The 21,841-nt window shown below is 65.0% G+C and carries 27 protein-coding genes; 21 read left to right on the top strand and 6 right to left on the bottom strand.

The genetic code is table 11. The features are described 5' to 3' along the window. Positions 1 to 47 precede the first annotated feature (47 nt). The 4 genes from ACFW0H_RS17695 (at position 48) to ACFW0H_RS17710 (ending at position 2,763) form a co-directional block, all read left to right on the top strand. Entirely contained in the window at positions 48 to 938 is an 891-nt protein-coding gene (locus ACFW0H_RS17695) for a LysR family transcriptional regulator (RefSeq protein WP_422915170.1), read from the top strand. Between the two features lie 58 nt (positions 939 to 996). After that, the gene (locus ACFW0H_RS17700; protein ID WP_422915171.1) at positions 997 to 1,212 is read left to right on the top strand and encodes a dodecin; all 216 of its coding nucleotides are present in this window, start codon (positions 997 to 999) and stop codon (positions 1,210 to 1,212) included. A 156-nt stretch (positions 1,213 to 1,368) separates the two neighbouring features. Further along, the gene (locus ACFW0H_RS17705) at positions 1,369 to 1,593 is read left to right on the top strand and encodes a DUF1161 domain-containing protein (protein ID WP_422915172.1); all 225 of its coding nucleotides are present in this window, start codon (positions 1,369 to 1,371) and stop codon (positions 1,591 to 1,593) included. 171 nt (positions 1,594 to 1,764) lie between these two features. After that, on the top strand, positions 1,765 to 2,763 hold the full coding sequence (locus tag ACFW0H_RS17710) for an LLM class flavin-dependent oxidoreductase (RefSeq protein ID WP_422915173.1): 999 nt from the start codon (positions 1,765 to 1,767) through the stop codon (positions 2,761 to 2,763). A gap of 21 nt (positions 2,764 to 2,784) precedes the next feature. Here ACFW0H_RS17710 and ACFW0H_RS17715 read toward each other — a convergent pair whose 3' ends face one another. Together ACFW0H_RS17715 and ACFW0H_RS17720 are read right to left on the bottom strand one after the other, a co-directional pair. Then, positions 2,785 to 3,210, bottom strand: a complete 426-nt coding sequence (locus tag ACFW0H_RS17715; RefSeq protein ID WP_422915174.1) for a PA0061/PA0062 family lipoprotein — start codon at positions 3,208 to 3,210, stop codon at positions 2,785 to 2,787. Between the two features lie 53 nt (positions 3,211 to 3,263). After that, positions 3,264 to 3,677: a PA0061/PA0062 family lipoprotein gene (locus tag ACFW0H_RS17720; protein WP_422915175.1), complete on the bottom strand. Its 414-nt coding sequence runs from the start codon at positions 3,675 to 3,677 to the stop codon at positions 3,264 to 3,266. A 52-nt stretch (positions 3,678 to 3,729) separates the two neighbouring features. On the opposite strand from ACFW0H_RS17720, the gene ACFW0H_RS17725 reads away from it, so the two are divergent. Both ACFW0H_RS17725 and ACFW0H_RS17730 read left to right on the top strand, forming a co-directional pair. Beyond that, positions 3,730 to 4,806, top strand: coding sequence for an aminopeptidase (locus tag ACFW0H_RS17725; protein ID WP_422915176.1), 1,077 nt, complete (start codon positions 3,730 to 3,732; stop codon positions 4,804 to 4,806). 58 nt (positions 4,807 to 4,864) lie between these two features. Beyond that, on the top strand, positions 4,865 to 5,098 hold the full coding sequence (locus ACFW0H_RS17730) for a DUF1161 domain-containing protein (protein ID WP_422915177.1): 234 nt from the start codon (positions 4,865 to 4,867) through the stop codon (positions 5,096 to 5,098). A 142-nt stretch (positions 5,099 to 5,240) separates the two neighbouring features. Here the strand turns inward: ACFW0H_RS17730 and ACFW0H_RS17735 are convergent, their stop codons facing one another. Together ACFW0H_RS17735 and ACFW0H_RS17740 are read right to left on the bottom strand one after the other, a co-directional pair. After that, on the bottom strand, positions 5,241 to 5,885 hold the full coding sequence (locus ACFW0H_RS17735; protein WP_422915248.1) for an HAD family hydrolase: 645 nt from the start codon (positions 5,883 to 5,885) through the stop codon (positions 5,241 to 5,243). A gap of 5 nt (positions 5,886 to 5,890) precedes the next feature. Further along, positions 5,891 to 6,445 carry a gamma carbonic anhydrase family protein gene (locus tag ACFW0H_RS17740; RefSeq protein WP_422915178.1) on the bottom strand — a complete coding sequence of 185 codons (555 nt, stop codon included), beginning with the start codon at positions 6,443 to 6,445 and terminating at the stop codon, positions 5,891 to 5,893. A 160-nt stretch (positions 6,446 to 6,605) separates the two neighbouring features. Here ACFW0H_RS17740 and ACFW0H_RS17745 point away from each other — a divergent pair, with 160 nt between their 5' ends. The 6 genes from ACFW0H_RS17745 to ACFW0H_RS17770 all read left to right on the top strand — a co-directional run bounded on the left by ACFW0H_RS17745 (position 6,606) and on the right by ACFW0H_RS17770 (position 12,103). Then, entirely contained in the window at positions 6,606 to 6,800 is a 195-nt protein-coding gene (locus ACFW0H_RS17745; RefSeq protein ID WP_422915179.1) for a hypothetical protein, read from the top strand. 77 nt (positions 6,801 to 6,877) lie between these two features. After that, the gene (gene prlC / locus ACFW0H_RS17750; RefSeq protein WP_422915180.1) at positions 6,878 to 8,926 is read left to right on the top strand and encodes an oligopeptidase A; all 2,049 of its coding nucleotides are present in this window, start codon (positions 6,878 to 6,880) and stop codon (positions 8,924 to 8,926) included. After that, a complete protein-coding gene (locus tag ACFW0H_RS17755; RefSeq protein ID WP_422915181.1) occupies positions 8,923 to 9,189 on the top strand; it encodes a YheV family putative zinc ribbon protein in 267 nt (88 codons plus the stop codon). Before prlC ends, ACFW0H_RS17755 begins: the two co-directional genes overlap by 4 nt. Positions 9,190 to 9,210: 21 nt before the next feature. After that, on the top strand, positions 9,211 to 9,987 hold the full coding sequence (locus tag ACFW0H_RS17760; protein WP_422915182.1) for a DUF1835 domain-containing protein: 777 nt from the start codon (positions 9,211 to 9,213) through the stop codon (positions 9,985 to 9,987). Positions 9,988 to 10,226: 239 nt separating this feature from the next. Further along, positions 10,227 to 11,285 (top strand): PA0069 family radical SAM protein, encoded by a 1,059-nt coding sequence (locus ACFW0H_RS17765; RefSeq protein ID WP_422915183.1) that lies wholly within the window; start codon positions 10,227 to 10,229, stop codon positions 11,283 to 11,285. 110 nt (positions 11,286 to 11,395) lie between these two features. Then, on the top strand, positions 11,396 to 12,103 hold the full coding sequence (locus ACFW0H_RS17770) for a carbonic anhydrase (RefSeq protein WP_422915184.1): 708 nt from the start codon (positions 11,396 to 11,398) through the stop codon (positions 12,101 to 12,103). 153 nt (positions 12,104 to 12,256) lie between these two features. Here the strand turns inward: ACFW0H_RS17770 and ACFW0H_RS17775 are convergent, their stop codons facing one another. Further along, positions 12,257 to 12,916 carry a hypothetical protein gene (locus ACFW0H_RS17775; RefSeq protein ID WP_422915185.1) on the bottom strand — a complete coding sequence of 220 codons (660 nt, stop codon included), beginning with the start codon at positions 12,914 to 12,916 and terminating at the stop codon, positions 12,257 to 12,259. 386 nt (positions 12,917 to 13,302) lie between these two features. Between ACFW0H_RS17775 and coxB the strand changes: the two genes are divergently transcribed. Genes coxB through ACFW0H_RS17795 form a run of 4 tightly spaced genes read left to right on the top strand, consistent with a single transcriptional unit; the run spans position 13,303 to position 17,515 of the window. Then, the gene (gene coxB, locus ACFW0H_RS17780; protein ID WP_422915186.1) at positions 13,303 to 14,430 is read left to right on the top strand and encodes a cytochrome c oxidase subunit II; all 1,128 of its coding nucleotides are present in this window, start codon (positions 13,303 to 13,305) and stop codon (positions 14,428 to 14,430) included. Between the two features lie 29 nt (positions 14,431 to 14,459). Continuing rightward, positions 14,460 to 16,049, top strand: coding sequence for a cytochrome c oxidase subunit I (gene ctaD, locus ACFW0H_RS17785; protein WP_422915187.1), 1,590 nt, complete (start codon positions 14,460 to 14,462; stop codon positions 16,047 to 16,049). 1 nt (position 16,050) lies between these two features. Further along, complete coding sequence (locus ACFW0H_RS17790) at positions 16,051 to 16,602, top strand: cytochrome c oxidase assembly protein (protein WP_422915188.1); 552 nt, start codon at positions 16,051 to 16,053, stop codon at positions 16,600 to 16,602. Between the two features lie 25 nt (positions 16,603 to 16,627). After that, positions 16,628 to 17,515 (top strand): cytochrome c oxidase subunit 3, encoded by an 888-nt coding sequence (locus ACFW0H_RS17795; protein WP_422915189.1) that lies wholly within the window; start codon positions 16,628 to 16,630, stop codon positions 17,513 to 17,515. Between the two features lie 30 nt (positions 17,516 to 17,545). Here ACFW0H_RS17795 and ACFW0H_RS17800 read toward each other — a convergent pair whose 3' ends face one another. Continuing rightward, positions 17,546 to 17,749, bottom strand: a complete 204-nt coding sequence (locus ACFW0H_RS17800) for a twin transmembrane helix small protein (RefSeq protein ID WP_069081401.1) — start codon at positions 17,747 to 17,749, stop codon at positions 17,546 to 17,548. Between the two features lie 69 nt (positions 17,750 to 17,818). Here ACFW0H_RS17800 and ACFW0H_RS17805 point away from each other — a divergent pair, with 69 nt between their 5' ends. From ACFW0H_RS17805 to ACFW0H_RS17825, 5 genes are read left to right on the top strand one after another with little or no spacing between them, the layout of a single operon-like run. Next, positions 17,819 to 18,544 (top strand): SURF1 family protein, encoded by a 726-nt coding sequence (locus ACFW0H_RS17805; RefSeq protein ID WP_422915190.1) that lies wholly within the window; start codon positions 17,819 to 17,821, stop codon positions 18,542 to 18,544. Beyond that, on the top strand, positions 18,519 to 19,100 hold the full coding sequence (locus ACFW0H_RS17810) for a hypothetical protein (protein ID WP_422915191.1): 582 nt from the start codon (positions 18,519 to 18,521) through the stop codon (positions 19,098 to 19,100). Before ACFW0H_RS17805 ends, ACFW0H_RS17810 begins: the two co-directional genes overlap by 26 nt. Before the next feature lie 37 nt (positions 19,101 to 19,137). After that, positions 19,138 to 20,223, top strand: coding sequence for a COX15/CtaA family protein (locus tag ACFW0H_RS17815; protein ID WP_422915192.1), 1,086 nt, complete (start codon positions 19,138 to 19,140; stop codon positions 20,221 to 20,223). A gap of 24 nt (positions 20,224 to 20,247) precedes the next feature. Beyond that, on the top strand, positions 20,248 to 21,153 hold the full coding sequence (gene cyoE, locus ACFW0H_RS17820; RefSeq protein ID WP_422915193.1) for a heme o synthase: 906 nt from the start codon (positions 20,248 to 20,250) through the stop codon (positions 21,151 to 21,153). Then, positions 21,150 to 21,785: an SCO family protein gene (locus ACFW0H_RS17825; protein ID WP_422915194.1), complete on the top strand. Its 636-nt coding sequence runs from the start codon at positions 21,150 to 21,152 to the stop codon at positions 21,783 to 21,785. The genes cyoE and ACFW0H_RS17825 overlap by 4 nt, the downstream gene beginning before the upstream one ends. The last annotated feature ends 56 nt before the right edge of the window (positions 21,786 to 21,841 follow it).

The raw sequence follows: 21,841 nt of genomic DNA on the forward strand, positions 1-21,841 counted from the left end.
AAAGCGATTAGATTGCTTTCATCTGTCAGCAAAACTCACAGATTGCCATGAGCCGAGACTTGCCCCCGCTGAACGCCCTGCGCACCTTCGAAGCTGCCGCCCGGCTGCAGAGCATCAGCCGCGCTGCGGAAGAACTCCACGTCACCCACGGCGCGGTGAGCCGGCAGGTGCGCTTGTTGGAGGAGGAGCTTGGGGTGGCCTTGTTCAGCAAGGATGGCCGTGGTGTAAAACTCACGGATGCCGGGCAGCGCCTGCGGGACGCCGCCGGTGAAGCCTTCGAGCGCCTGCGCGGCGTCTGTGCCGACCTGCAGAAACGCAGCGAGGATTCGCCCTTCGTCCTCGGCTGTCCGGGCAGCCTGCTGGCGCGCTGGTTCATCCCGCGGCTGGACCGGCTCAATCGCGAACTTCCTGAACTGCGCCTGCAGCTTTCCGCCAGCGAGGGCGAACTCGACCCGCGTCGCCCCGGTGTCGACGCCACCCTCTGCTTCGCCGAGCCGCCCTGGCCCGCGGACATGCGGGTCTTCGAGCTGGCCGGCGAATCCATCGGCCCGGTGCTGAGCCCGCGCTACGCCCGTTATGCCGCACTCGCCTCCGCCACACCGGAAAACCTGCTGGGAGAAGCCCTGCTGCATACCGTGTCGCGGCCCCAGGCCTGGCCGCAGTGGGCGGTCGCCCAGGGCCTCGACGCCGCCGGGCTGCAACTGGGCCAGGGTTTCGAGCATCTCTACTACCTGCTGGAGGCCGCCGTAGCGGGTCTGGGCGTGGCCATCGCCCCGCAGCAGCTGGTGGCCGACGAACTGGCCTCCGGTCGGCTGGTGGCGCCCTGGGGCTTCGTCGAGACCCCGGCGCGCCTGGCGCTCTGGGTGCCGGCAAGGCAGCTGGACCGTCGCGCCGAGCGGCTGGCCCACTGGTTGCGTCAGGAACTGGCGGGCCGATAGCGGCAATCTTGGCTAGCCTTGCTGGGGAACCCATCCGCGCCCCCACAGGAGATGCGCCATGTCTGATCACCACACCTACAAAAAGATCGAGATCGTCGGGTCCTCGCGCAACAGCATCGATGAGGCGATCAACAACGCCGTCGTCGAAGCGGCGAGGACGATACGCAACATGGATTGGTTCGAGGTCGTGGAAACCCGTGGGCATATCGAGAACGGTCGGGTCGGCCACTACCAGGTGACCCTGAAGATCGGCTTCCGGATCAGTGACAGCTGAAGGCTTCGCCCGCGCCCAGCGGGAGCGTGGGGTGACGCACGTCCTCTCCGGCCTGAATTCGGTTAGGCTCTGACCGTCCGCCCCCGGCCTTTGTGGAACAAGGCGGGGCGTGGATGGCTCTTGCGAGCCTTCAACTATCACGAGGGAGCGTTACCCATGAAGAAACTGCTGTTGGCCATCGGCCTGTTCAGCCTGGCCGGTTCGGCCTTCGCCGCCGTGAAGCCCTGCGAGGAACTCAAGGCGGAGATCGACGCCAAGCTCAAGGCCAAGGGCGTCACCTCCTACAGCCTGGAAATCGTCGACAAGGGCAGCTCCGCCGGCAAGCAGGTGGTGGGCACCTGCGACGGTGGCAGCAAGGAGATCGTCTACCAGCGCAATTGATTGCGTATGGTCGCCCCGGGCCGGCCGCCATTGCCGGCCCATTCCTTACCTCGCGGTGCCCTGGTTACCGAAAAGTGCCTTCTAGCGGCCTTGGGCGGCAATCCCTAGAGTAAGACCCACTGATTCACTCGGATTTGGCTCCGCGCCTGTCCCCTGCCAAGGTCTTATGCCATGCCCGCCCTATCCAAGCTGCCCCTCTCCGTCCTCGACCTGGCGCCGGTCCGTGACCACGGCGGCGCCACCCAGGCCCTGCACAACTCCCTGGAGCTCGCCCGTCATGTCGAGCATCTTGGCTTCTCGCGCTTCTGGGTGGCCGAGCACCACAACATGGATGGCATCGCCAGCTCCGCCACTGCCGTGCTGCTCGCTTACCTCGCCGGTGGCACGTCCAGCATCCGATTGGGTTCGGGGGGCATCATGTTGCCCAACCACGCGCCGCTGGTGGTGGCCGAGCAGTTCGGCACCCTGGCCAGCCTCTATCCGGGGCGCATCGAGCTGGGCCTGGGCCGGGCTCCGGGCGCCGACCATCTCACCGCCCGCGCCCTGCGCCGCGACCGCCTGGGCAACGCCGACGACTTCCCGCAGGACGTCGACGAGCTGGAGATGCTCCTCGGTCCGCGTCAACCGGGGCAGAAGGTGATCGCCATGCCGGGGGTGGACACCAGGGTGCCCATCTGGCTGCTCGGCTCCAGCCTGTTCAGCGCTCAGCTGGCCGGACAGAAGGGCCTGCCCTATGCCTTCGCCTCGCACTTCGCGCCGCGCTACATGCACGAGGCGATTCGCGTCTATCGCAATCACTTCCGTCCGTCGGCGGTGCTGGAAAAGCCCTACGTGATGCTGGGCGTTCCCCTCGTGGCGGCGCCCACCGACGAAGAGGCGGAGTTTCTCGCCACCACCGTGTACCAGCGGGTGCTTGCCCTGATTCGTGGCGAAAGCCTGGTATTGCGCCCGCCGGTGGAGAGCATGGCGGGTCGCTGGCTGCCCCATGAGAAGGATGCCGTGGGCAGTTTCCTCGCCATGGCCATGGTAGGCGGGCCGGAGAAGATTCGCGCGCGCCTCCAGGTGCTGCTGGAGCAGACCGATGCCGATGAGCTGATCTTCACCTGCGACCTCTACCAGCACGAACACAGGCTGCGCGCATTCGAGATCCTCGCGGACCTGCGTGGGTGAAATACGCAGCGAGTTCCTTACTCAGAAAGGCCCGCAGCGGGGGAATATCTCGTGGCGGGCGAGGACGTTGCGCTGCGAGTCGTAGAGCCAGGCCATGGGCTGGTTCGCGGCATTGCGTGCTTCCACCCGGTAGCGCCGGCCGGGCTGGAAGCTGTCGTAATGCAGCTCCATGTAGCAGGTGATGATGGTGGGGCCGGAGTCCATCTTGAAGCCGCCGCCCCCGCCCCCGGCTTCGAACCGGTAGCGCAGCTCCAGTTCATGCCTGCCGGGCATCACCTGGTAGTAGCGGCCGTCATCCCAGCGCTTGCCGTCCAGGCGGTCGGCCATGAGGGTGTCGCTGGGATCGGGAGCGATGTCGATCCAGGCCATTCGTGGATTGGGTTCCGGCAGCTTGCTGGCGCAGGCGGTGAGGCTGGCCAGCAGCATCAGGGCCAACAGCGTGCGCATGACGGATCTCCTCACGGGGTGGACCCTTCCAGCATAACCCCATGTCGGAAATTTCAGACGTCGCCGCAGCGACTTTCCTGTGCCTTGGCCACTTCCCGGTTGCTTTCGTCGTAGAGCCGCGCCCATGGGCGGAAGCCAATGCCGCCGGCTTCCAGCTGGTAGCGCGCGCCAGCAGCGAAGTCCCCATAGGCCAGCTTCAGCAGGCAGGTACGGCGGTAGCTGGTGGTGCCCTGGCCGATGTCGTGGCCCCCGACCTCGAACTCCAGGCGCATCTCCAGTTCGTGGCGGCCGGGGCTGACCTGGAAGAAGCGCGTGTCGGACAGGGTCTGGTTGTCCACCTTGCTCGCCTGGAGTTGTTGGCCACCCTGTTGATCGAGGTCGATCCAGGCCTGGTTCGGATCGTGGCGAGGCATGAGCAGGGCACAGCCGCCGAGATTCAGCAGCAGGACAATCAGCAGAAGGCGCATGAAAGACTCCGGTCGATGGCAGTGGGCGGTTCTGATGCGCTAGTGTCGCGGCATGCCGACCACCCTTCTTATCGAAATGCTTGACCGCGTCCGCCGCCTTTCGGTTCCCCTGCTGGGCGCCTGGCTGCTGAGCGGTTGTTCCACTCTGGATTACTACGGCCAACTGGCCCGCGGGCAGCTGGCGCTGCTGTATGCCCGCCAGCCGGTCCAGAAGCTGATCGACGACCCCGCGCAGGCACCGGAATTGCGCCAGCGACTGGCCCGCACCCAGGAGGCGCGGGCCTTCGCCAGTGCCAGACTGGGACTGCCGGACAACGGCAGCTACCGGGTCTATGCCGACATCCAGCGGCCCTATGTGGTCTGGAACCTGTTCGCCACCCCCGAATTTTCCCTGCAGCCGCAGACCCATTGCTTCCCTGTAGCCGGTTGCGTCGCCTATCGCGGCTACTACGAACTGGGCCGGGCGCGCGGCGCCGCGGCGTTGCTCGGGCAGGAGGGGCTGGACACCTGGGTCGGTGGCGTCGAGGCCTATTCCACCCTGGGCTGGTTCGATGACCCCCTGCTCAACACCATGCTGCGCTGGGACGACGATCGCCTCGCCGCGCTGATCTTCCACGAGCTCGCCCACCAGCGCCTCTACGTGCCGGGAGATACCGCCTTCAACGAGTCCTTCGCCAGCTTCGTCGAGCGCGAGGGCTTGAGGCAGTGGCGCGCCAGCCGCGGCCTGGCGTCTGGTGACGATGCAGAGAGCGAGCGCCGTGACCGCCTGACCCGCCTGGTGCTGGATACCCGTGAGCGCCTGGAGCGTCTTTACGCCAGCGGCCTGCCCATCGAGAGCATGCGTCAGGCCAAGGCCGAGGAGTTCGAGCGCCTGCGCCGCGACTACCGTGCCATGCGAGACCGCGATTGGGGGGGCTTCAATCGCTACGACGCCTGGGTGGAGGGGCCCATGAACAACGCCAAGCTGCTGCCTTTCGGCCTCTACGACCAGTGGGTGCCGGCGTTTTCCGCGCTGTTCCGTGCGGCAGGCGGAAGTTGGCCCGCCTTCTATCAGCGCGCACGTGAGTTGGGCGAGCTGTCTCAGCAAAAGCGCACTCAGGCACTGGAAAGCCTGATGGCGAACCGCTAGAACTTGCCTGGCTGGTCGTCAGTCCAACGGCCAGGAAATCCAGGAAATGGAGTAGGCGATGAAGAGAGTTGCTGTAATCCTGATGTTGGGCGCGCTGGCGGGAACCGCCTTGGCGGAACCCAAACCCTGCGAGGAGCTGAAGCAGGAGATCGAGGTGAAGATCCAGGCCGCCGGGGTGACCAGCTACACCCTGGAAATCGTGCCGAATGACGAAGTGAAGGACCAGAACATGGTGGTCGGCTCCTGCGAGAACGGCACCAAGAAGATCATCTACCAGCGCAATGACGACTGATCCCCCGGATGGCAGGGGGCCTTTGTAGGAGCGAATTCATTCGCGAAAGGCCGCGCAGCGGCCCCCTGGGAATACCGCAGGGCAGGCCTTCGACCTGCATCGCGATTGAAATCGCTCCCACAGAATGTGACATCGCTCCCCTTCAACCAAACGCCCGGCCCAGCTCATCCAGACTGGCGAAGAAATAGGCCGGCGCTTCTCCCAGCAGTTCCTCGCGGCTGCCGAAGCCATAGCCCACCCCTGCCCCGTGCAGGCCATTGCGGTTGGCACCGATCAGGTCGTGCTTGCGGTCGCCGATCATCAGGGTGTCGGTACGGTCCAGGCCTTCCTCTTCCAGCAGATGGGCGATCAGCTCCACCTTGTTGGTGCGGGTGCCGTCCAGTTCGCTGCCGTAGATGTGCCGGAAGTGCCGGTCGAAGCCGAAGTGGCGGGCGATCTCCCGGGCGAAGACGGTTGGCTTGCTGGTGGCGATATAGAGCGTGCGGCCCTGCTCGCGCAGGCGTCCGAGCAGCGCGTCGATGCCATCGAATACGCGGTTCTCGTATAGGCCGGTGACCTTGAAGCGGTCGCGGTAGTGGTTCACCGCCTCCCAGGCGCGCTCCTCGCTGAGCTCATAGCTCTGCATGAAACACTGCAAGAGCGGCGGGCCGATGAAGTGCTCCAGATTCGCCAGGTCCGGCTCGTGGATATCCAGTTTGGCCAGCGCGTACTGCACCGAGCGGGTGATGCCCTCGCGCGGGTCAGTGAGCGTGCCGTCCAGGTCGAAGAGGATGTTCCGGTAATGCATGCTGCTCATTCGCTCCGTGCGTCGTAGCCTTCTGCGATATGCAGGTCCTTCAGCTTCACGTAGTTCGCGGCGCTGTAGGTGAAGAAGGCCTTTTCCTTGTCGGTGAGCGGCCTGGCCTGCTTCACCGGGCTGCCAACGTAGAGGTGGCCGCTCTCCAGGCGCTTGCCCGGCGGCACCAGGCTGCCGGCCCCGAGCACCACGTCGTCCTCGATCACCGCGCCGTCCATGACGATGCTGCCCATGCCGATCAGCACCCGGCTGCCCACGGTGCAGCCGTGCAGCAGGGCCTTGTGGCCGATGGTCACGTCGTTGCCGATTTCCAGCGGATAGCCGTCCGGGTTGAAGGGGCCGGCGTGGGTGATGTGCAGCACGCTGCCGTCCTGCACGCTGGTGCGCGCACCGATACGGATGCGGTGCATGTCGCCGCGGATGGTCACCAGGGGCCAGACCGAGCTGTCATCGCCCAGTTGCACGTCGCCGATGACCACGGCAGAGGCGTCGACGAAGACCCGTTCGCCGAATTGTGGGGTGAGGCCCTGATAGGTTCTGATCGGGTTCATAGCGATTCCTGAGGCTGCATCAGCAGGCGATTGTAATTAAGATGGGCGCCGTCGACCCAGCTGACCTTGGCGACGGTTGTCCCTGGCTGCATCCCCTTTCCGGCACGAGTGTCAATAATCTGGCATAATGCCTGGCCGCCTTTGGAAAAGGAGAGCGTTTATGACTACCTTGCATATCAGATCATCTGCAAGCAGGGCCAAACCTCAAGCGGCAACGGAAACCCGTGAATCCCTCGCAGCTCATGTCGCAGCCTATCTGCGTCGGGGCGGAGAGATTCAGAAGATCGCCAGGGGCGTCAGCGGTCTGCCAACGAACGGTTCCTGGCATTTGTCCCGAACCAGAAGAAGAAAATGATTGTCGAGGGGGCCTTGCGCCCCCTCTCTCGTTCCTGCTGCTCTATCAACCCCACCCAGACGTAACAGGTGAATGCCGTGAGCTCCAGCAATCCCCTTCTGCAGGACTTCGACCTGCCACCCTACTCCTCGATCCGCCCCGAACATGTCCAGCCCGCCATCGAGACGGTGCTCGCCGACAACCGCGCCGCCATCGCCGCGTTGTTGGAGCAGCAGGACGGCACGCCGACCTGGAGCGGGCTGGTGCTGGCGCTGGACGAGCTGGGCGAGCGCCTGGGCCGTGCCTGGAGCCCGGTGAGCCACCTGAACGCCGTGTGCAATAACGCCGAACTGCGCAACGCCTATGAGGCCTGCCTGCCCAAGCTGTCCGAGTACTGGACCGAGATCGGCCAGAACCGCGCCCTGTTCCAGGCCTACGAGGCCCTGGCCGCGAGTCCCGAATCCGCCGGTTTCGATGTGGCGCAGACGACCATCCTCGACCACGCCCTGCGCGATTTCCGCCTGTCGGGCATCGACCTGCCGGCCGACAAGCAGCAGCGCTACGGTGAAATCCAGATGAAGCTGTCGGAGCTCGGCAGCCGCTTCTCCAACCAGTTGCTCGACGCCACCCAGGCCTGGACCAAACAGGTTGACGACGAAGCGGCCCTGGCCGGCCTCACCGACTCGGCCAAGGCGCAGATGAAGCAGGCCGCCGAGGCCAAGGGTATCGCCGGCTGGCTGATCACCCTGGAGTTCCCCAGCTACTACGCGGTGATGACCTACGCCGACGACCGCGCCCTGCGCGAAGAGGTCTACACCGCATACAGCACCCGCGCCTCCGACCAGGGCCCGAATGCCGGGCAGAACGACAACGGCCCGGTGATGGCCGAGATCCTCGATCTGCGCCGGGAGTTGGCCCACCTGCTGGGCTTCGAGCACTTCTCCGACCTGAGCCTGGCCACCAAGATGGCCGAGTCCACCCCGCAGGTGCTCGGATTCCTGCGTGACCTGGCCAAGCGCAGCAAGCCCTACGCCGCCAAGGACCTGGAAGAACTCAAGGCCTTCGCCGCCGAACGTGGCGTGGCCGACCTGCAGAGCTGGGACGTGGGCTACTTCAGCGAGAAGCTGCGTGAGCAGCGCTACAGCATTTCCCAGGAAACCCTGCGCGCCTACTTCCCTGTCGACAAGGTGCTGTCGGGCCTCTTCGCCATCGTGCAGAAGCTCTATGGCATCGAGATTCGCGAGCTGTCCGGCTTCGACACCTGGCACCCGGATGTGCGCCTGTTCGAGATCAGCGAGAACGGTCAGCACGTCGGCCGCTTCTTCTTCGACCTCTATGCCCGCGCCAACAAGCGCGGCGGCGCCTGGATGGACGGTGCCCGCGACAAGCGCCGCAATGCCCATGGCGATCTGGTCAGCCCGGTGGCCAACCTGGTCTGCAACTTCACCCCGGCGGTGGGCGACAAGCCGGCCCTGCTTACCCACGACGAAGTCACTACCCTGTTCCACGAGTTCGGCCACGGCTTGCACCACCTGTTGACCCGTGTCGAGCACGCCGGCGCTTCCGGCATCAACGGCGTGGCCTGGGACGCCGTGGAGCTGCCTAGCCAGTTCATGGAGAACTGGTGCTGGGAGCCCGAGGGCCTGGCGCTGATCTCCGGCCATTACCAGAGCGGCGAGCCCCTGCCCCAGGACCTCCTGGACAAGATGCTGGCGGCGAAGAACTTCCAGTCCGGCCTGATGATGGTGCGCCAGCTGGAATTCTCCCTGTTCGACTTCGAACTGCATGCCACCCACGGCGACGGTCGTGGCGTCCTGCAGGTGCTGGAGGCGATCCGCGACGAGGTGGCGGTGATGCGTCCGCCGGTGTTCAACCGCTTCGCCAACAGCTTCGCCCACATCTTCGCCGGCGGTTACGCGGCCGGTTACTACAGCTACAAATGGGCGGAAGTACTGTCCGCCGACGCCTTCTCCCGATTCGAGGAGGAAGGCGTGCTCAACCCGGCTACCGGCCGCGCCTTCCGCGAGGCCATCCTGGCCCGCGGCGGTTCCCAGGAGCCCATGGTGCTGTTCGTCGACTTCCGTGGTCGCGAGCCCTCCATCGACGCCCTGCTGCGCCATAGTGGCCTGACGGAGGACGCGGCATGACAACGACCAAGAAACGCTTCATCGCCGGGGCCGTCTGCCCGGCGTGCAGCGAAATGGACAAGATCCAGATGTGGGACGAGGACGGCGTGCCACACCGCGAATGCGTGGCCTGTGGCTATGCCGACACCCTCAATGCCCAGGGCCTGTCGGTGCCGAAGGAACTGGGTACGCGGGTCAACCAGGTGGCGCCCAAGCCGGCCGATCCGAAGGTGCATGGGGTGCAGTTCTTCCCCAATCCCAAGCTGAAGAAACCCAGCGAGTAACCCGAAAGCCAAGGAGGGCTTATGTGGCATCTGGTGTGCGGCGATGTGGCGGCGGTCGGTGTTCGCCGGGTGATTGGCGATGCCGCGGCCGACGTACATCTTCGCGTGCTGCGTGATGACCTGGCCGTGGGCCCGCTGGCGGACATCGACCAGCCCCCCTGCGCCGCTCGCGCGCAGTATTGGCTGGCGGTCTGGCCAAGTGCGGTGACGCCCCGGCCGGACTTCGGTCCCGATCTCAGCGCCGATGCCGACTGGCTCGCCGGTCTGGCGCGGCAGGCGCAGCCGGTCACCGTCTGGCATGGCGACAGCTGTGCCGAGCAATTGATGCTGGCCCGTGTAGCTGCAGCTCTGGACGGCAGTGACCTACCGCTCTGGGAGGTGGCTTGTGGCACCGGCGATAGCCGTGTCCAGCGGCGCCGCGCGGTGGGCATGATCGACCCTTCGGTTCTGAGTGATTACTACCTGCCACGGCATGTCGATGCCGGGCGCCGGTCCCGGTTGGCCGCACAGTGGCATGCTGCCGTGGCGGCCAACGCGGATATCCGTCGCTGGCGCGACGATGCTTTCCATGGAGAGGACCACCGCTTGGTGGATGCACTGCTGCTTGCCGCCTGTACCCCTGACTGGCAACCGCTGTCTCGCGTGATGGCTGACCTGATGGGACACAACGACGGCTTCTTCGCCACGGATTTCTTCACCTTATGGCGCGCCCGTGAACTGGCCGCCAAGGGGTGCATCGAACTGGTTGGTGACGCCGGCCAGCACGGCTACGGTGGACTGACGGTCCGTCTCGCGTAGGTTGGCGCTGAGCGTAGCGAAGCCCAACACCCAACACCCAACGCCGAGACCGTGCACTGTTGGGCCTCGCGGAGCTCGGCCCAACCTACGGGAAGCCTGCTCTCGTGGGAGCGAATTCATTCGCGATGGGGAAGCGAAGCGGGCCGGGATCGGCTTGTGCCGCTCGGCAGACAGGGCTAGGCGTCGGAAAGGTCTGCGTATACTGTATGAATATACAGTATTTATGCGGAGTCTTCCCCATGCCTGCCCCCCTCCCGCCCCGTGGCCGTGGCACGGCCAGCAATCCTTTCAACCGTTTTGCGCCGACCACGTCGGTGGCGATGGACGATGGCTGGTACCAGGAGGTTCCGCCCAGTCGTGCCACCGAGGTGCGCTTGGAAACCGCCAAGAGCATCATCACCCGCAACCAGTCGCCGGACCTGCCCTTCGACCGCTCGGTGAACCCCTATCGCGGTTGCGAGCATGGCTGTATCTACTGCTATGCGCGGCCCAGCCACGCCTATTGGGACATGTCGCCAGGGCTGGACTTCGAGACGCGCCTGATTGCCAAGACCAACGCCGTTTCGCTGCTCGAACAGCAGTTGTCGAAACCGGGCTACCAGTGCGCGCCGATCAACCTGGGCTCCAACACCGACCCCTACCAGCCCATCGAGCGTGAACACCGCCTGACCCGGCAGACCCTCGAGGTGCTGCTGCGCTACCGTCACCCGGTGACCATCGTCACCAAGGGTTCGCTGGTGCTGCGCGACCTCGATCTGCTCACCGAGCTGGCGGAGCAGAACCTCGCGGCGGTGATGATCAGCCTCACCACGCTGGACGATGAGCTCAAGCGCGTTCTCGAACCCCGTGCCGCGGCCCCTTCGGCGCGCCTGCGGGCCATCCGCGTGCTGCGCGAGAACCGCATTCCGGTGGGCGTGCTCTGTTCGCCGATGATCCCGATGATCAACGACATGGAGCTGGAAAGCCTGCTGGAAGCAGCGCGCGACGCCGGTGCGCAACAAGCTTCCTACATGCTGCTGCGATTGCCGCGGGAAGTGGGGCCGTTGTTCGAGGAGTGGCTGCAAGCGCACTACCCACAGCGTGCCGCTCACGTGATGAGCATCATCCGTCAGTGCCGGGGAGGGGAAATCTACGACAGCCGTTTCGGCCACCGTTTCAAGGGTCAGGGGCCTTTTGCCGAGTTGCTCGCCCAGCGTTTCGCCGTGGCCATCCGCAGGCTGGGGCTGAACCAGCGGCGCGATTACGGACTGGACTGTTCGCGCTTCTGCCCGCCAGGAAGACAGATGGCGTTACTTTAAGGTGTGACTTGGCGGGCTGTAACAACAGTCCTGTAGGAATTCAAATGCCGGCAATCAGTGGATAATAGGCGGCATAACAGACAATTCCTACGATGACCGAGGTTGGCAGCATGAGCAACGAGCACGACAAGCAACGTGGTGAGAGTGCGGAAGAGGCCCTGCGGAACATAGTCGAGGGCTTCCAGCGGTTCCGCGACGAGGTCTTCCCGCAGCAGGAAGAGCTGTTCAAGAAGCTCGCCCATGAACAGAAGCCCCGCGCCATGTTCATCACCTGCGCCGATTCGCGCATCGTCCCTGAACTGATCACCCAGAGCTCCCCCGGCGACCTCTTCGTCACCCGCAACGTCGGCAACGTGGTGCCGCCCTACGGCCAGATGAACGGCGGCGTCTCCACCGCCATCGAGTTCGCGGTGATGGCCCTCGGTGTGCACCACATCATCATCTGCGGCCACTCCGACTGCGGCGCCATGAAGGCGGTGCTGGACCCGCAGACCCTGGAGCGCATGCCCACGGTGAAGGCCTGGCTGCGCCATGCCGAAGTGGCGAAGGTGGTCGTCCAGGAGAACTGCGGCTGTGCCACCCACGAAACCCTGGAAGTGCTGACTGAGGAGAACGTGGTGGCGCAACTCGACCACCTGCGCACCCATCCCTCGGTGGCGGCGCGCCTGGCCAGCGGCCAGCTGTTCATCCACGGCTGGGTCTATGACATCGAGACTTCGGTGATCAAGGCTTACGACGCCGAGCTGGGCCGCTTCCGTGTCATCGGTGACGGCCCGCTGCCGATGGCCACGCCACGGCCGCGTTACCAGTCCGAGTGACGAAGAAAAGGGGCTGCCGCTGCAGCCCCTTTTTCTTTTCGCGGATGGGCGGCGGCCTACACTCACCCCCCTCCCATTGGGAGAGGGGCCGGGGGTGAGGCCAACCTTTTCGCGAATGAATTCGCTCCTGCCAGGTGGTTTCGGGGGCGAACTTCAGCCCGCCTCGCGCTGGCCCTGGTTCAGTTGCAGCTCGACGCCAAGCTGCCCGGACATGCAGGGCCAGCGCTTCCACGCCTCCTCGACCTTGGGGTCGTGCAGCTGCTGGCGATAGGCCTGGGCCGAGGGCAGGCTGAACACCTCCTCGTCCAGCAGGCCGTCCACGGCGTGGTGTACGGCTTCGTCCAACTGGTTGGCAAAGGGCTCGCCGATCAGATGGTGGGCGATCAGGTTGGCCACCGTGGTGTCCAGCGGGATCAGCGGCTGGCCGAAATGCACGATGTAGCGGTCGTTGACTTCCTCCACCAGGCGATGGGCCAGGTAGGCTTCGTCGAGCAGGCCTTCCAGGCCGTTGTGGCCGACCATCAGTGCCGGCGGCTGCAGGAAGAACTGCTCGGCCACCCTCAGCACTGGCTTGATACGCGACTCGATACCGGCTTCGCGGGCGACGTTGGCGGCGGCATCCAGCACGTCCGGGACTTGTTCCACATAGGCGGCGATGAAGCGGGCGAGCACGCCCTGGGCATCCTCTGCCGGCAGGCGAATGGCGGGGTGCAGACTGGCGACCTGGGTTTCCAGAATCCGGGTCAGTTGGGCGGAGGCGGCTTCGTGCTGGAGGGCGCGCTGGATGACTTCGCGCAGTGCGGCGGTGTTCATGACTGCTCCTGGAAAGGACATGGCGGGTTAGGGGTGAACGCAAGGTGAAGAGAAGACCTTAGCTCGCCTTGGGCAACGGCTAAGACCGGATTGTCATAATTCCTTCGGGGTTATTCAGGCAAGCTATAACGGCACTTTGCCACTGACTTCCAGCCCACGCCAGCCGCGGCGTTTAGGACAAGGCTTGCGCGCCTTGAGCCATTTTTTTCGTCGCGTTGCGCACCTGAAGTCCCTGTCTATACTCCGACTCGAAAGGCATTACCTGATGGAACCCGACTGTGCACCTGCGTGCCGAGGTCGGCGGTCCGGTTTTGGTAGTCTGGACAGCCGTCCCCAAGCCGTTGGCCCAGCCGGCGGGATAACAAGAACGAGAAGGGGAACCCGCAATGATGCGACATCCACGAGTCTGGATGGGACTCCTGCTGTTGTCTGTTCTCAGCCAGGCGGAGGCTGCCTGGACGATCAACATGGCGCCCGGGGCCACCGAGGTCAGCCGTACCGTTTTCGATCTGCACATGACCATCTTCTGGATCTGCGTCGTCATCGGCGTACTGGTCTTCGGTGCCATGTTCTGGTCGATGATCATCCATCGTCGTTCCACCGGCCAGCAGCCGGCGCATTTCCACGAGAGCACCACGGTGGAAATCCTCTGGACCGTCGTGCCCTTCGTCATCCTCGTGCTGATGGCGGTGCCGGCGACCAAGACCCTGATCGACATCTACGACACCTCCGAATCCGGTCTGGATGTGCAGGTCACCGGTTACCAGTGGAAATGGCACTACAAGTACCTGGGCCAGGACGTGGAGTTCTTCAGCAACCTGGCCACGCCCGCCGAGCAGATCCATAACAAGGCGCCCAAGGACGAGCACTACCTGCTGGAGGTCGACCAGCCGCTGGTGGTCCCGGTCGGCACCAAGGTGCGCTTCCTGATCACCGCCGCCGACGTGATCCACTCCTGGTGGGTGCCGGCGCTGGCAGTGAAGAAGGACGCCATTCCCGGCTTCGTCAACGAGTCCTGGACCCGCATCGAGAAGCCCGGCATCTACCGTGGCCAGTGCACCGAGCTGTGCGGCAAGGACCACGGCTTCATGCCCATCGTGGTCGAGGCCAAGTCCAAGGAAGACTTCGCCAAGTGGCTGGCCGCGCGCAAGGAGGAAACGGCCAAGCTCAAGGAGCTGACCGACAAGGAATGGACCCGCGAGGAGCTGGTGGCGCGCGGCGACAAGATCTACCACACCACCTGCGCAGCCTGTCACCAGCCTGAAGGTCAGGGCCTGCCGCCCATGTTCCCGGCACTCAAGGGCTCGAAGATCGCCACCGGTCCCAAGGCCGATCACCTGAACATCGTCTTCCACGGCAAGCAGGGCACTGCCATGGCCGCCTTCGGCAAGCAGCTGTCCGAAGTCGACATTGCCGCCGTCATTACCTACGAGCGCAACGCCTGGGGCAACAACATGGGCGACATGGTGACTCCGAAGGAAGTGCTGGCCCTGAAACAGGGGGAAGGCCAATGAAGAAGACACCGGCCTATATGGAGACTGACATGAGTGCAGTGATCGACCACGATCATGCCGGGCATGATCACCACCACGGCCCGGCAAGGGGCCTGATGCGCTGGGTGCTGACCACCAACCACAAGGACATCGGCACGATGTACCTGTGGTTCAGCTTCTGCATGTTCCTGCTGGGCGGCTCCATGGCGATGGTGATCCGCGCCGAGCTGTTCCAGCCGGGCCTGCAGATCGTCCAGCCGGAGTTCTTCAACCAGATGACCACGATGCACGGCCTGATCATGGTGTTCGGCGCCGTTATGCCGGCCTTCGTCGGCCTGGCCAACTGGATGATCCCGCTGATGATCGGCGCGCCGGACATGGCCCTGCCGCGGATGAACAACTTCAGCTTCTGGCTGCTGCCGGCTGCCTTCGGCCTCCTGGTCAGCACCCTGTTCACCGCCGGCGGCGGGCCGAACTTCGGCTGGACCTTCTACGCGCCGCTGTCGACCACCTATGCGCCGGAAAGCGTCACCTACTTCATCTTCGCCATCCACCTGATGGGCATCAGCTCGATCATGGGCGCGATCAACGTGATCGCCACCATCCTCAACCTGCGCGCCCCGGGCATGACCCTGATGAAGATGCCGCTGTTCGTCTGGACCTGGCTGATCACCGCCTTCCTGCTGATCGCGGTGATGCCGGTGCTGGCCGGCTGCGTGACCATGATGCTGATGGACATCCACTTCGGCACCAGCTTCTTCAGCGCGGCCGGTGGCGGCGACCCGGTGCTGTTCCAGCACGTGTTCTGGTTCTTCGGCCACCCCGAGGTGTACATCATGATCCTGCCCGCCTTCGGCGCGGTCAGCTCGATCATCCCGGCCTTCTCGCGCAAGCCGCTGTTCGGCTACACCTCGATGGTCTACGCCACCGCGTCGATCGCCTTCCTGTCCTTCATCGTCTGGGCGCACCACATGTTCACCGTGGGCATCCCGCTGACCGGTGAGCTGTTCTTCATGTTCGCCACCATGCTGATCGCCGTGCCCACCGGGGTGAAGGTGTTCAACTGGGTGACCACCATGTGGGAAGGCTCGCTGACTTTCGAGACCCCCATGCTGTTCGCCGTGGCCTTCGTCATCCTGTTCACCATCGGCGGTTTCTCCGGGCTGATGCTGGCCATCGCCCCGGCGGACTTCCAGTACCACGACACCTACTTCGTGGTGGCGCACTTCCACTACGTGCTGGTGCCCGGCGCCATCTTCGGCATCTTCGCCTCGGCCTACTACTGGCTGCCGAAGTGGACCGGACACATGTACGACGAGACCCTCGGCAAGCTGCACTTCTGGATGAGCTTCATCGGCATGAACATGGCGTTCTTCCCCATGCACTTCGTGGGGCTGGCGGGCATGCCGCGGCGGATTCCGGACTACAACCTGCAGTTCGCCGACTTCAACATGATCTCGTCCATCGGTGCGTTCACCTTCGGGGCCACCCAGTTCCTCTTCCTGTTCATCGTCATCAAGTGCATCCGTGGCGGCAAGAAAGCCCCGGCCAAGCCCTGGGACGGTGCCGAGGGTCTGGAGTGGACGGTGCCTTCGCCGGCGCCCTACCACACCTTCACCACACCGCCGGAAGTGAAGTGAGATGAACGGGGAAATGAGCACTCGCCGCCTGATCCCGCGCCTTCTGGTGCTGGTGGTGGCGATGTTCGCCTTCGGTTTCGCTCTGGTGCCGATCTATGACGTGATGTGCCAGGCCTTCGGCATCAACGGCAAGACCACCGGGTCGGCCTACGAAGGGGCGCAGAGCGAAGACCAGCAGCGGCAGGTGCGCGTGCAGTTCCTCGCCACCAACGCGGCGGGGATGAGCTGGGAATTCCGCCCCAAGGCGGACGACCTGGTGGTGCACCCGGGGGCGAGCAACGAGATGCTGTTCATCGCCTTCAACCCCACCGACAAGCCGATGACGGCCCAGGCCATTCCCAGCGTGGCGCCGTCCAAGGCGGCGGCCTTCTTCCACAAGACCGAATGCTTCTGTTTCACCCAGCAGGTCCTGCAGCCCGGCCAGCGCATCGAGATGCCGGTGCGCTTCATCGTCGACCGCGACCTGCCGGCCGATGTGCATCACCTGACCCTCGCTTACACGCTGTTCGATATCACCGCCCGCAAGCCACCAGTCGCCAGGAATGACGGCTGACGGGCCGATAAGGAGAACAACAACGATGGCTAGTCACGAGCACTATTACGTTCCGGCCCAGAGCAAGTGGCCGATCATCGCCACCGTCGCCCTGCTGACCACGGTGTATGGGCTGGGGACCTGGTTCAACGACATGAAGTACGGTCGCCCCGAGTCCAACGGGCCGATCATTTTCTTCGTCGGCGGCCTGCTGATCGCCTACATGATGTTCGGCTGGTTCGGCAATGTGATCCGCGAGAGCCGCTCGGGCCTCTACAGCGGGCAGATGGACCGTTCCTTCCGCTGGGGCATGAGCTGGTTCATCTTCTCCGAGGTGATGTTCTTCGCCGCGTTCTTCGGGGCCCTCTTCTATGTGCGCCACTTCGCCGGGCCCTGGCTCGGTGGTGAAGGGGCCAAGGGCGTGGCCAACATGCTCTGGCCGAACTTCGAGTTCGCCTGGCCGGCGATGAACAACCCCGACGCGAAGCTGTTCCCGCCGCCGAAGGCGATCATCGATCCCTGGCACCTGCCGCTGATCAACACCATCCTGCTGGTGTCCTCCAGCTTCACCGTGACCTTCGCCCACCACGCCCTGCGCAAGAACAAGCGCGGTCCGCTCAAGGCCTGGCTGGCGCTGACCATCCTGCTGGGCGCGACTTTCCTGGGCTTCCAGGCCGAGGAGTACATTCACGCCTACAAGGAACTGGGGCTGACCCTGGGGTCGGGCATCTACGGCGCCACCTTCTTCATGCTCACCGGTTTCCACGGTGCCCACGTGACGATGGGGGCGCTGATCCTGACGGTGATGCTGGTGCGCATCCTGCGCGGCCATTTCGACAGCGAGCACCACTTCGGCTTCGAGGCGGCAGCCTGGTACTGGCACTTCGTGGACGTGGTGTGGATCGGCCTCTTTACCTTCGTCTACGTGCTGTGAAGGCGGTGGCTGGAGGCGGGGGTCTCTGGCTTACCAGGTGACATGAGAAACGAACTGGCCGCTGTAGAAACCCCAGGCGATGAGCGCCAGGGTCAGGGCGGCCAGAATCACACGAACCGTTAGCGCATTGACCACGCGGGAGCTGCGGCCTTCGTCCTTGACCAGGAAGAAAAGGCCGCTGAACAGGCTCACCACGGTGGCGAGCAGCATGAGGACGATCGCAGCCTTGAGCATGCGTGACTCCGGTGGAAGGGGGATGTTGTGCAGTATAGCCAGCCCTGTTCAGCCTCACGGAAGGCGCCCATGAGCGTTTTCCGGCCGGGACTCGCGCCCACGCTGGTGGTGCTGGCGCTGCTGCCCCTGCTGCTGGGCCTGGGGTTCTGGCAGCTGTCCCGCGCCGAGGAAAAACACCAGCTGCTGGCTGCGGCCGAGGCACTGCGCATCGCTGATCCCATCGGCCTCGCATCCCTGGCCTCGCGTCCCGATCCCGCCTGGCTGCGCCTGCGCCTGCACGGTCATTTCGATGCCGACCACAGCCTGCTGCTGGACAGCCGCATCCGCGACGGCAAGGCCGGCGTCGAACTGCTGCAACCCTTCCAGGACGCTGGCGGCCAATGGGTCCTGATCAACCGTGGCTGGCTGCCTTGGCCGGACCGCCGCATCCCGCCGGCCTTCGACACCCCAGCCGGCGCCCTGGATCTGATCGCGTGGGTCTATGTGCCGCCGGGCGCCGCATTTGAACTCAAGCACCTGGAAACCTCGGGCTGGCCCCAACTGGTCAACCAGGTGGACGCCGCCGGGCTCTGGCAGCACCTGGGGCGCGATGGCCTGCCTCTGGAGCTGCGCCTGGAAGAAGGCCCGGCAGGCTACCGCACCGACTGGCCGGTAGTGGCCATGGGGCCGGAAAAGCACATCGGTTATGCCGTGCAGTGGTTCGCCCTGGCGGCGGCCCTCCTCGGCCTCTTCATCTATTACGGACTGCGCAAAGGACGGGAGAACAACAATGAACCCAGCACTCGCCATGCCTGAGGCCGCACCGCCGCGCCGCCGTGGGCGCATCCAGCTGCTGCTGATCCTGATGGTGGTGATCGGCCCGATGATGCTCGCCACGGCCATGTACAAGTTCAGCTTCTGGGTGCCGGAAGGGCGCAGCTTCCACGGCGCCCTCATCGGCAATGGGCAGACCCTCGCCGACCTCGGCGTGCAGGACGTCGCACCGCAGGACGCCTGGCAACTGCTGGTCACCGCGCCGGCCGGCTGCGAGACCGACTGTCAGGAGTTGGTGTACGTCGCGCGGCAGATCCATATCGGCCTCGGCCGCGACGCGTCCCGCGCCACTCACGCCCTGGCCGTCACCGAGGTGCCGGCCGATTACGCCGACAAGCTAAAACAGGACTACCCGCAATTGAAACGCTATGGCCTGGATGCGGTCACCTACGGTAAGGCCACCGAAAACCTCGGCGGTGCCCAGCTGTGGATCGTCGACCCCCACGGCAATCTCGTCCTGCGCTACGACGGCACCACCAAGGGCAAGCAGGTCCTCAATGACCTGCGCCACCTGCTGAAGCTTTCCAATATCGGTTGAACGACCCCTTTCTCCGGAAAGGTGAGGAGCGGCTGCTGTGGATAAGTACAAGAACCGGCCCGGATTCCGCCTCGCGCTGTTCGCCACCCTGCTGGCGCTGGTGGTGGTGCTGCTGGGCGCCTACACCCGCCTGACCCACGCCGGCCTCGGCTGCCCCGACTGGCCCGGCTGCTACGGCTTTATCAGCGTGCCGCAGTCCGAAGCGCAACTGGCCCATGCCGAGGCCAACTTCCCCCACGCACCAGTGGAGGCCGAGAAGGGCTGGAACGAAATGGTCCACCGCTACTTCGCCGGTACCCTCGGCCTGCTGATCCTTGGCCTGGCCATCCACGCCGTGCGCCTGCGCGGCCGTGATGGCCAGCCACTCAAGCTGCCGCTGGTGCTGCTGGGCGTGGTGATCGCGCAAGCCGCCTTCGGCATGTGGACGGTGACCCTGCAGCTCTGGCCCCAGGTGGTCACCGCCCACCTGTTGGGCGGCTTCACCACCCTGTCGCTGTTGTTGCTGCTCAGTCTGCGGCTGTCCAACGCCTTCCCGCCGCTGGAGTTGCCGACGCGCCTGCGGCGCTGGGCTACATTGGGGCTGGCGCTGGTGATCGGGCAGGTCGCCCTGGGCGGCTGGGTCAGCTCCAACTACGCGGCGGTGGCCTGTGTCGACCTACCCACCTGCCACGGCCAGTGGTGGCCGGCGATGGACTTCGCCAACGGCTTCCACCTGACCCAGCACATCGGCCCGAACTACCTGGGCGGGCAACTGGACAGCGACGCCCGCACCGCCATCCACATGACCCACCGCCTCGGCGCCCTGGCCGTGACCCTGGTGCTGCTGGCCCTGGCCTGGCAGCTGCGCGGTGCCGGCCTGCCGCGCCTGGCCGCCCTGCTGCTGGCGGCCCTGTGCCTGCAGGTGGGCCTGGGCATCAGCAACGTCATCTTCCACCTGCCGCTACCGGTGGCGGTGGCCCACAACGGCGGCGGTGCCCTGCTGCTGCTGGTGCTGGTTTCCGTGAATTACCGGGTGCGTAGCCCGGCTCTTTTCGTAGGAGCGAGCGCTGCTCGCGAAAGGGGAAACGTCGGAGGTTCGCGAGCAGAGCTCGCTCCTACGGCGATGACCCCACACGGCAAATAACCGGAATACTGAGGAGTACACGCCATGGCCACTCTGCTCAGCCAAGGACACAGTGAAGTCCGCGCCAGCTGGCGCGACTACCTGGAACTGACCAAACCCAAGGTGGTGGTGCTGATGCTGATCACCTCGCTGGTGGGCATGTTCCTCGCCACCCGTGCCGGGGTGCCCTGGGAGGTGCTGCTGTTCGGCAACCTCGGCATCGGCCTGTGCGCCGGCGCGGCGGCGGCGGTCAACCACGTGGTGGACCGGCGCATCGATTCGATCATGGCGCGCACCCTCAAGCGCCCGGTGGTCAATGGACGGGTTTCGCCGGCGGCGGCCCTGACCTTCGCCTTCGTCCTGGCGGTGGCCGGCCAGGCCCTGCTGCTGGCCTTCACCAATGAGCTGACCGCCTGGCTGACCCTGGCATCCTTGGTGGGCTACGCAGTGCTCTACACCGGTTTCCTCAAGCGCGCCACGCCGCAGAACATCGTCATCGGCGGGCTGGCCGGCGCCGCGCCGCCGCTGCTGGGCTGGGTGGCGGTCACCGGTCACCTGTCCGCCGAGCCGCTGCTGCTGGTGCTGATCATCTTCGCCTGGACCCCGCCGCACTTCTGGGCCCTGGCCATCCATCGCAAGGCCGAGTACGCCAAGGCCGACATCCCCATGCTGCCGGTGACCCACGGCGAGCAGTACACCAAAGTGCACATCCTGCTCTACACCCTGGTGATGTTCGCCGTGAGCCTGCTGCCCTACGCCATCCACATGAGCGGCGTGCTCTACCTGGTCTGCGCCGTGGCGCTGGGCGCACGCTTCCTGCAGTGGGCCTGGGTGCTGTACCGTGACAGCAAACCGCACGCGGCGATCAAGACCTTCAAGTACTCTATCGCCTACCTCTTCCTGCTGTTCATCGCCCTGCTGGTGGACCATTACCTGATGCTGAACCTATGACCAGAGTCCAGAAAACCGTCTTCGTCCTCGTTGCCATAGTCGCGGTGGTGCTCGGCCTCACCGTGCACCGGGTGCTCAATGGTGAGCGCCAGGCCGACCCCACCAAGCTGCTCGATGCCGGCATCGTCCTGCTGCCCCAGAGCCGCACCCTGCCGGCGCTGGAGATGGTCGACCAGAACGGCGCCAAGGTCGCGGTGGACCAGCTCAAGGACAAGTGGAGCCTGGTGTTCTTCGGCTACACCTTCTGCCCGGACATCTGCCCTACCACCCTGGCGCAGATGCGTGAACTGAAGGGCCTGTTGCCGCAGCAGGCGCAGGACAACCTGCGCTTCGTCTTCGTCAGCGTCGACCCCAATCGCGACACCCCGCAGCAGATCAAGCAGTACCTGAACTACTTCGACCCGAGTTTCGTCGGCGTCACCAGCGACCTGCCCACCCTGCAGAAGCTGGCCAACGCCGTGAGCATTCCCTTCATCCCGGCCGATACCCGCCAGGAGAACTACACCGTGGACCACAGCGGCAACCTGGTGGTCCTGGGCCCGGACGGCACCCAGCGCGGCTTCATCCGCTCGCCGCTGAACAACCAGAAGCTCAAGGAGCAGCTGCCGGGGTTGGTGGCGCCGCAGGGCTGAGCGCCGCCGGCTGGGATGGCTTCCCTCACCCCAGCCCTCTCCCGGAGGGAGAGGGG

It is taken from the genome of Metapseudomonas cellulosilytica (assembly GCF_049334135.1).
Classification (GTDB): domain Bacteria; phylum Pseudomonadota; class Gammaproteobacteria; order Pseudomonadales; family Pseudomonadaceae; genus Metapseudomonas.

What these genes read in the sequence shown, in the direction of transcription:
- ACFW0H_RS17720 (WP_422915175.1), bottom strand. Translation starts at nt 3,677, where the DNA reads ATGCGCCTTCTGCTGATTGTCCTGCTGCTGAATCTCGGCGGCTGTGCC.
- coxB (WP_422915186.1), top strand. Translation starts at nt 13,303, where the DNA reads ATGATGCGACATCCACGAGTCTGGATGGGACTCCTGCTGTTGTCTGTT.
- ACFW0H_RS17800 (WP_069081401.1), bottom strand. Translation starts at nt 17,749, where the DNA reads ATGCTCAAGGCTGCGATCGTCCTCATGCTGCTCGCCACCGTGGTGAGC.
- ACFW0H_RS17705 (WP_422915172.1), top strand. Translation starts at nt 1,369, where the DNA reads ATGAAGAAACTGCTGTTGGCCATCGGCCTGTTCAGCCTGGCCGGTTCG.
- ACFW0H_RS17745 (WP_422915179.1), top strand. Translation starts at nt 6,606, where the DNA reads ATGACTACCTTGCATATCAGATCATCTGCAAGCAGGGCCAAACCTCAA.
- ACFW0H_RS17790 (WP_422915188.1), top strand. Translation starts at nt 16,051, where the DNA reads ATGAACGGGGAAATGAGCACTCGCCGCCTGATCCCGCGCCTTCTGGTG.
- ctaD (WP_422915187.1), top strand. Translation starts at nt 14,460, where the DNA reads ATGAGTGCAGTGATCGACCACGATCATGCCGGGCATGATCACCACCAC.
- cyoE (WP_422915193.1), top strand. Translation starts at nt 20,248, where the DNA reads ATGGCCACTCTGCTCAGCCAAGGACACAGTGAAGTCCGCGCCAGCTGG.
- ACFW0H_RS17715 (WP_422915174.1), bottom strand. Translation starts at nt 3,210, where the DNA reads ATGCGCACGCTGTTGGCCCTGATGCTGCTGGCCAGCCTCACCGCCTGC.
- ACFW0H_RS17695 (WP_422915170.1), top strand. Translation starts at nt 48, where the DNA reads ATGAGCCGAGACTTGCCCCCGCTGAACGCCCTGCGCACCTTCGAAGCT.
- ACFW0H_RS17825 (WP_422915194.1), top strand. Translation starts at nt 21,150, where the DNA reads ATGACCAGAGTCCAGAAAACCGTCTTCGTCCTCGTTGCCATAGTCGCG.
- ACFW0H_RS17740 (WP_422915178.1), bottom strand. Translation starts at nt 6,445, where the DNA reads ATGAACCCGATCAGAACCTATCAGGGCCTCACCCCACAATTCGGCGAA.
- ACFW0H_RS17760 (WP_422915182.1), top strand. Translation starts at nt 9,211, where the DNA reads ATGTGGCATCTGGTGTGCGGCGATGTGGCGGCGGTCGGTGTTCGCCGG.
- ACFW0H_RS17735 (WP_422915248.1), bottom strand. Translation starts at nt 5,885, where the DNA reads ATGCATTACCGGAACATCCTCTTCGACCTGGACGGCACGCTCACTGAC.
- ACFW0H_RS17805 (WP_422915190.1), top strand. Translation starts at nt 17,819, where the DNA reads ATGAGCGTTTTCCGGCCGGGACTCGCGCCCACGCTGGTGGTGCTGGCG.
- ACFW0H_RS17810 (WP_422915191.1), top strand. Translation starts at nt 18,519, where the DNA reads ATGAACCCAGCACTCGCCATGCCTGAGGCCGCACCGCCGCGCCGCCGT.
- ACFW0H_RS17725 (WP_422915176.1), top strand. Translation starts at nt 3,730, where the DNA reads ATGCCGACCACCCTTCTTATCGAAATGCTTGACCGCGTCCGCCGCCTT.
- ACFW0H_RS17730 (WP_422915177.1), top strand. Translation starts at nt 4,865, where the DNA reads ATGAAGAGAGTTGCTGTAATCCTGATGTTGGGCGCGCTGGCGGGAACC.
- ACFW0H_RS17755 (WP_422915181.1), top strand. Translation starts at nt 8,923, where the DNA reads ATGACAACGACCAAGAAACGCTTCATCGCCGGGGCCGTCTGCCCGGCG.
- ACFW0H_RS17700 (WP_422915171.1), top strand. Translation starts at nt 997, where the DNA reads ATGTCTGATCACCACACCTACAAAAAGATCGAGATCGTCGGGTCCTCG.
- ACFW0H_RS17765 (WP_422915183.1), top strand. Translation starts at nt 10,227, where the DNA reads ATGCCTGCCCCCCTCCCGCCCCGTGGCCGTGGCACGGCCAGCAATCCT.
- ACFW0H_RS17775 (WP_422915185.1), bottom strand. Translation starts at nt 12,916, where the DNA reads ATGAACACCGCCGCACTGCGCGAAGTCATCCAGCGCGCCCTCCAGCAC.
- ACFW0H_RS17795 (WP_422915189.1), top strand. Translation starts at nt 16,628, where the DNA reads ATGGCTAGTCACGAGCACTATTACGTTCCGGCCCAGAGCAAGTGGCCG.
- ACFW0H_RS17710 (WP_422915173.1), top strand. Translation starts at nt 1,765, where the DNA reads ATGCCCGCCCTATCCAAGCTGCCCCTCTCCGTCCTCGACCTGGCGCCG.
- ACFW0H_RS17770 (WP_422915184.1), top strand. Translation starts at nt 11,396, where the DNA reads ATGAGCAACGAGCACGACAAGCAACGTGGTGAGAGTGCGGAAGAGGCC.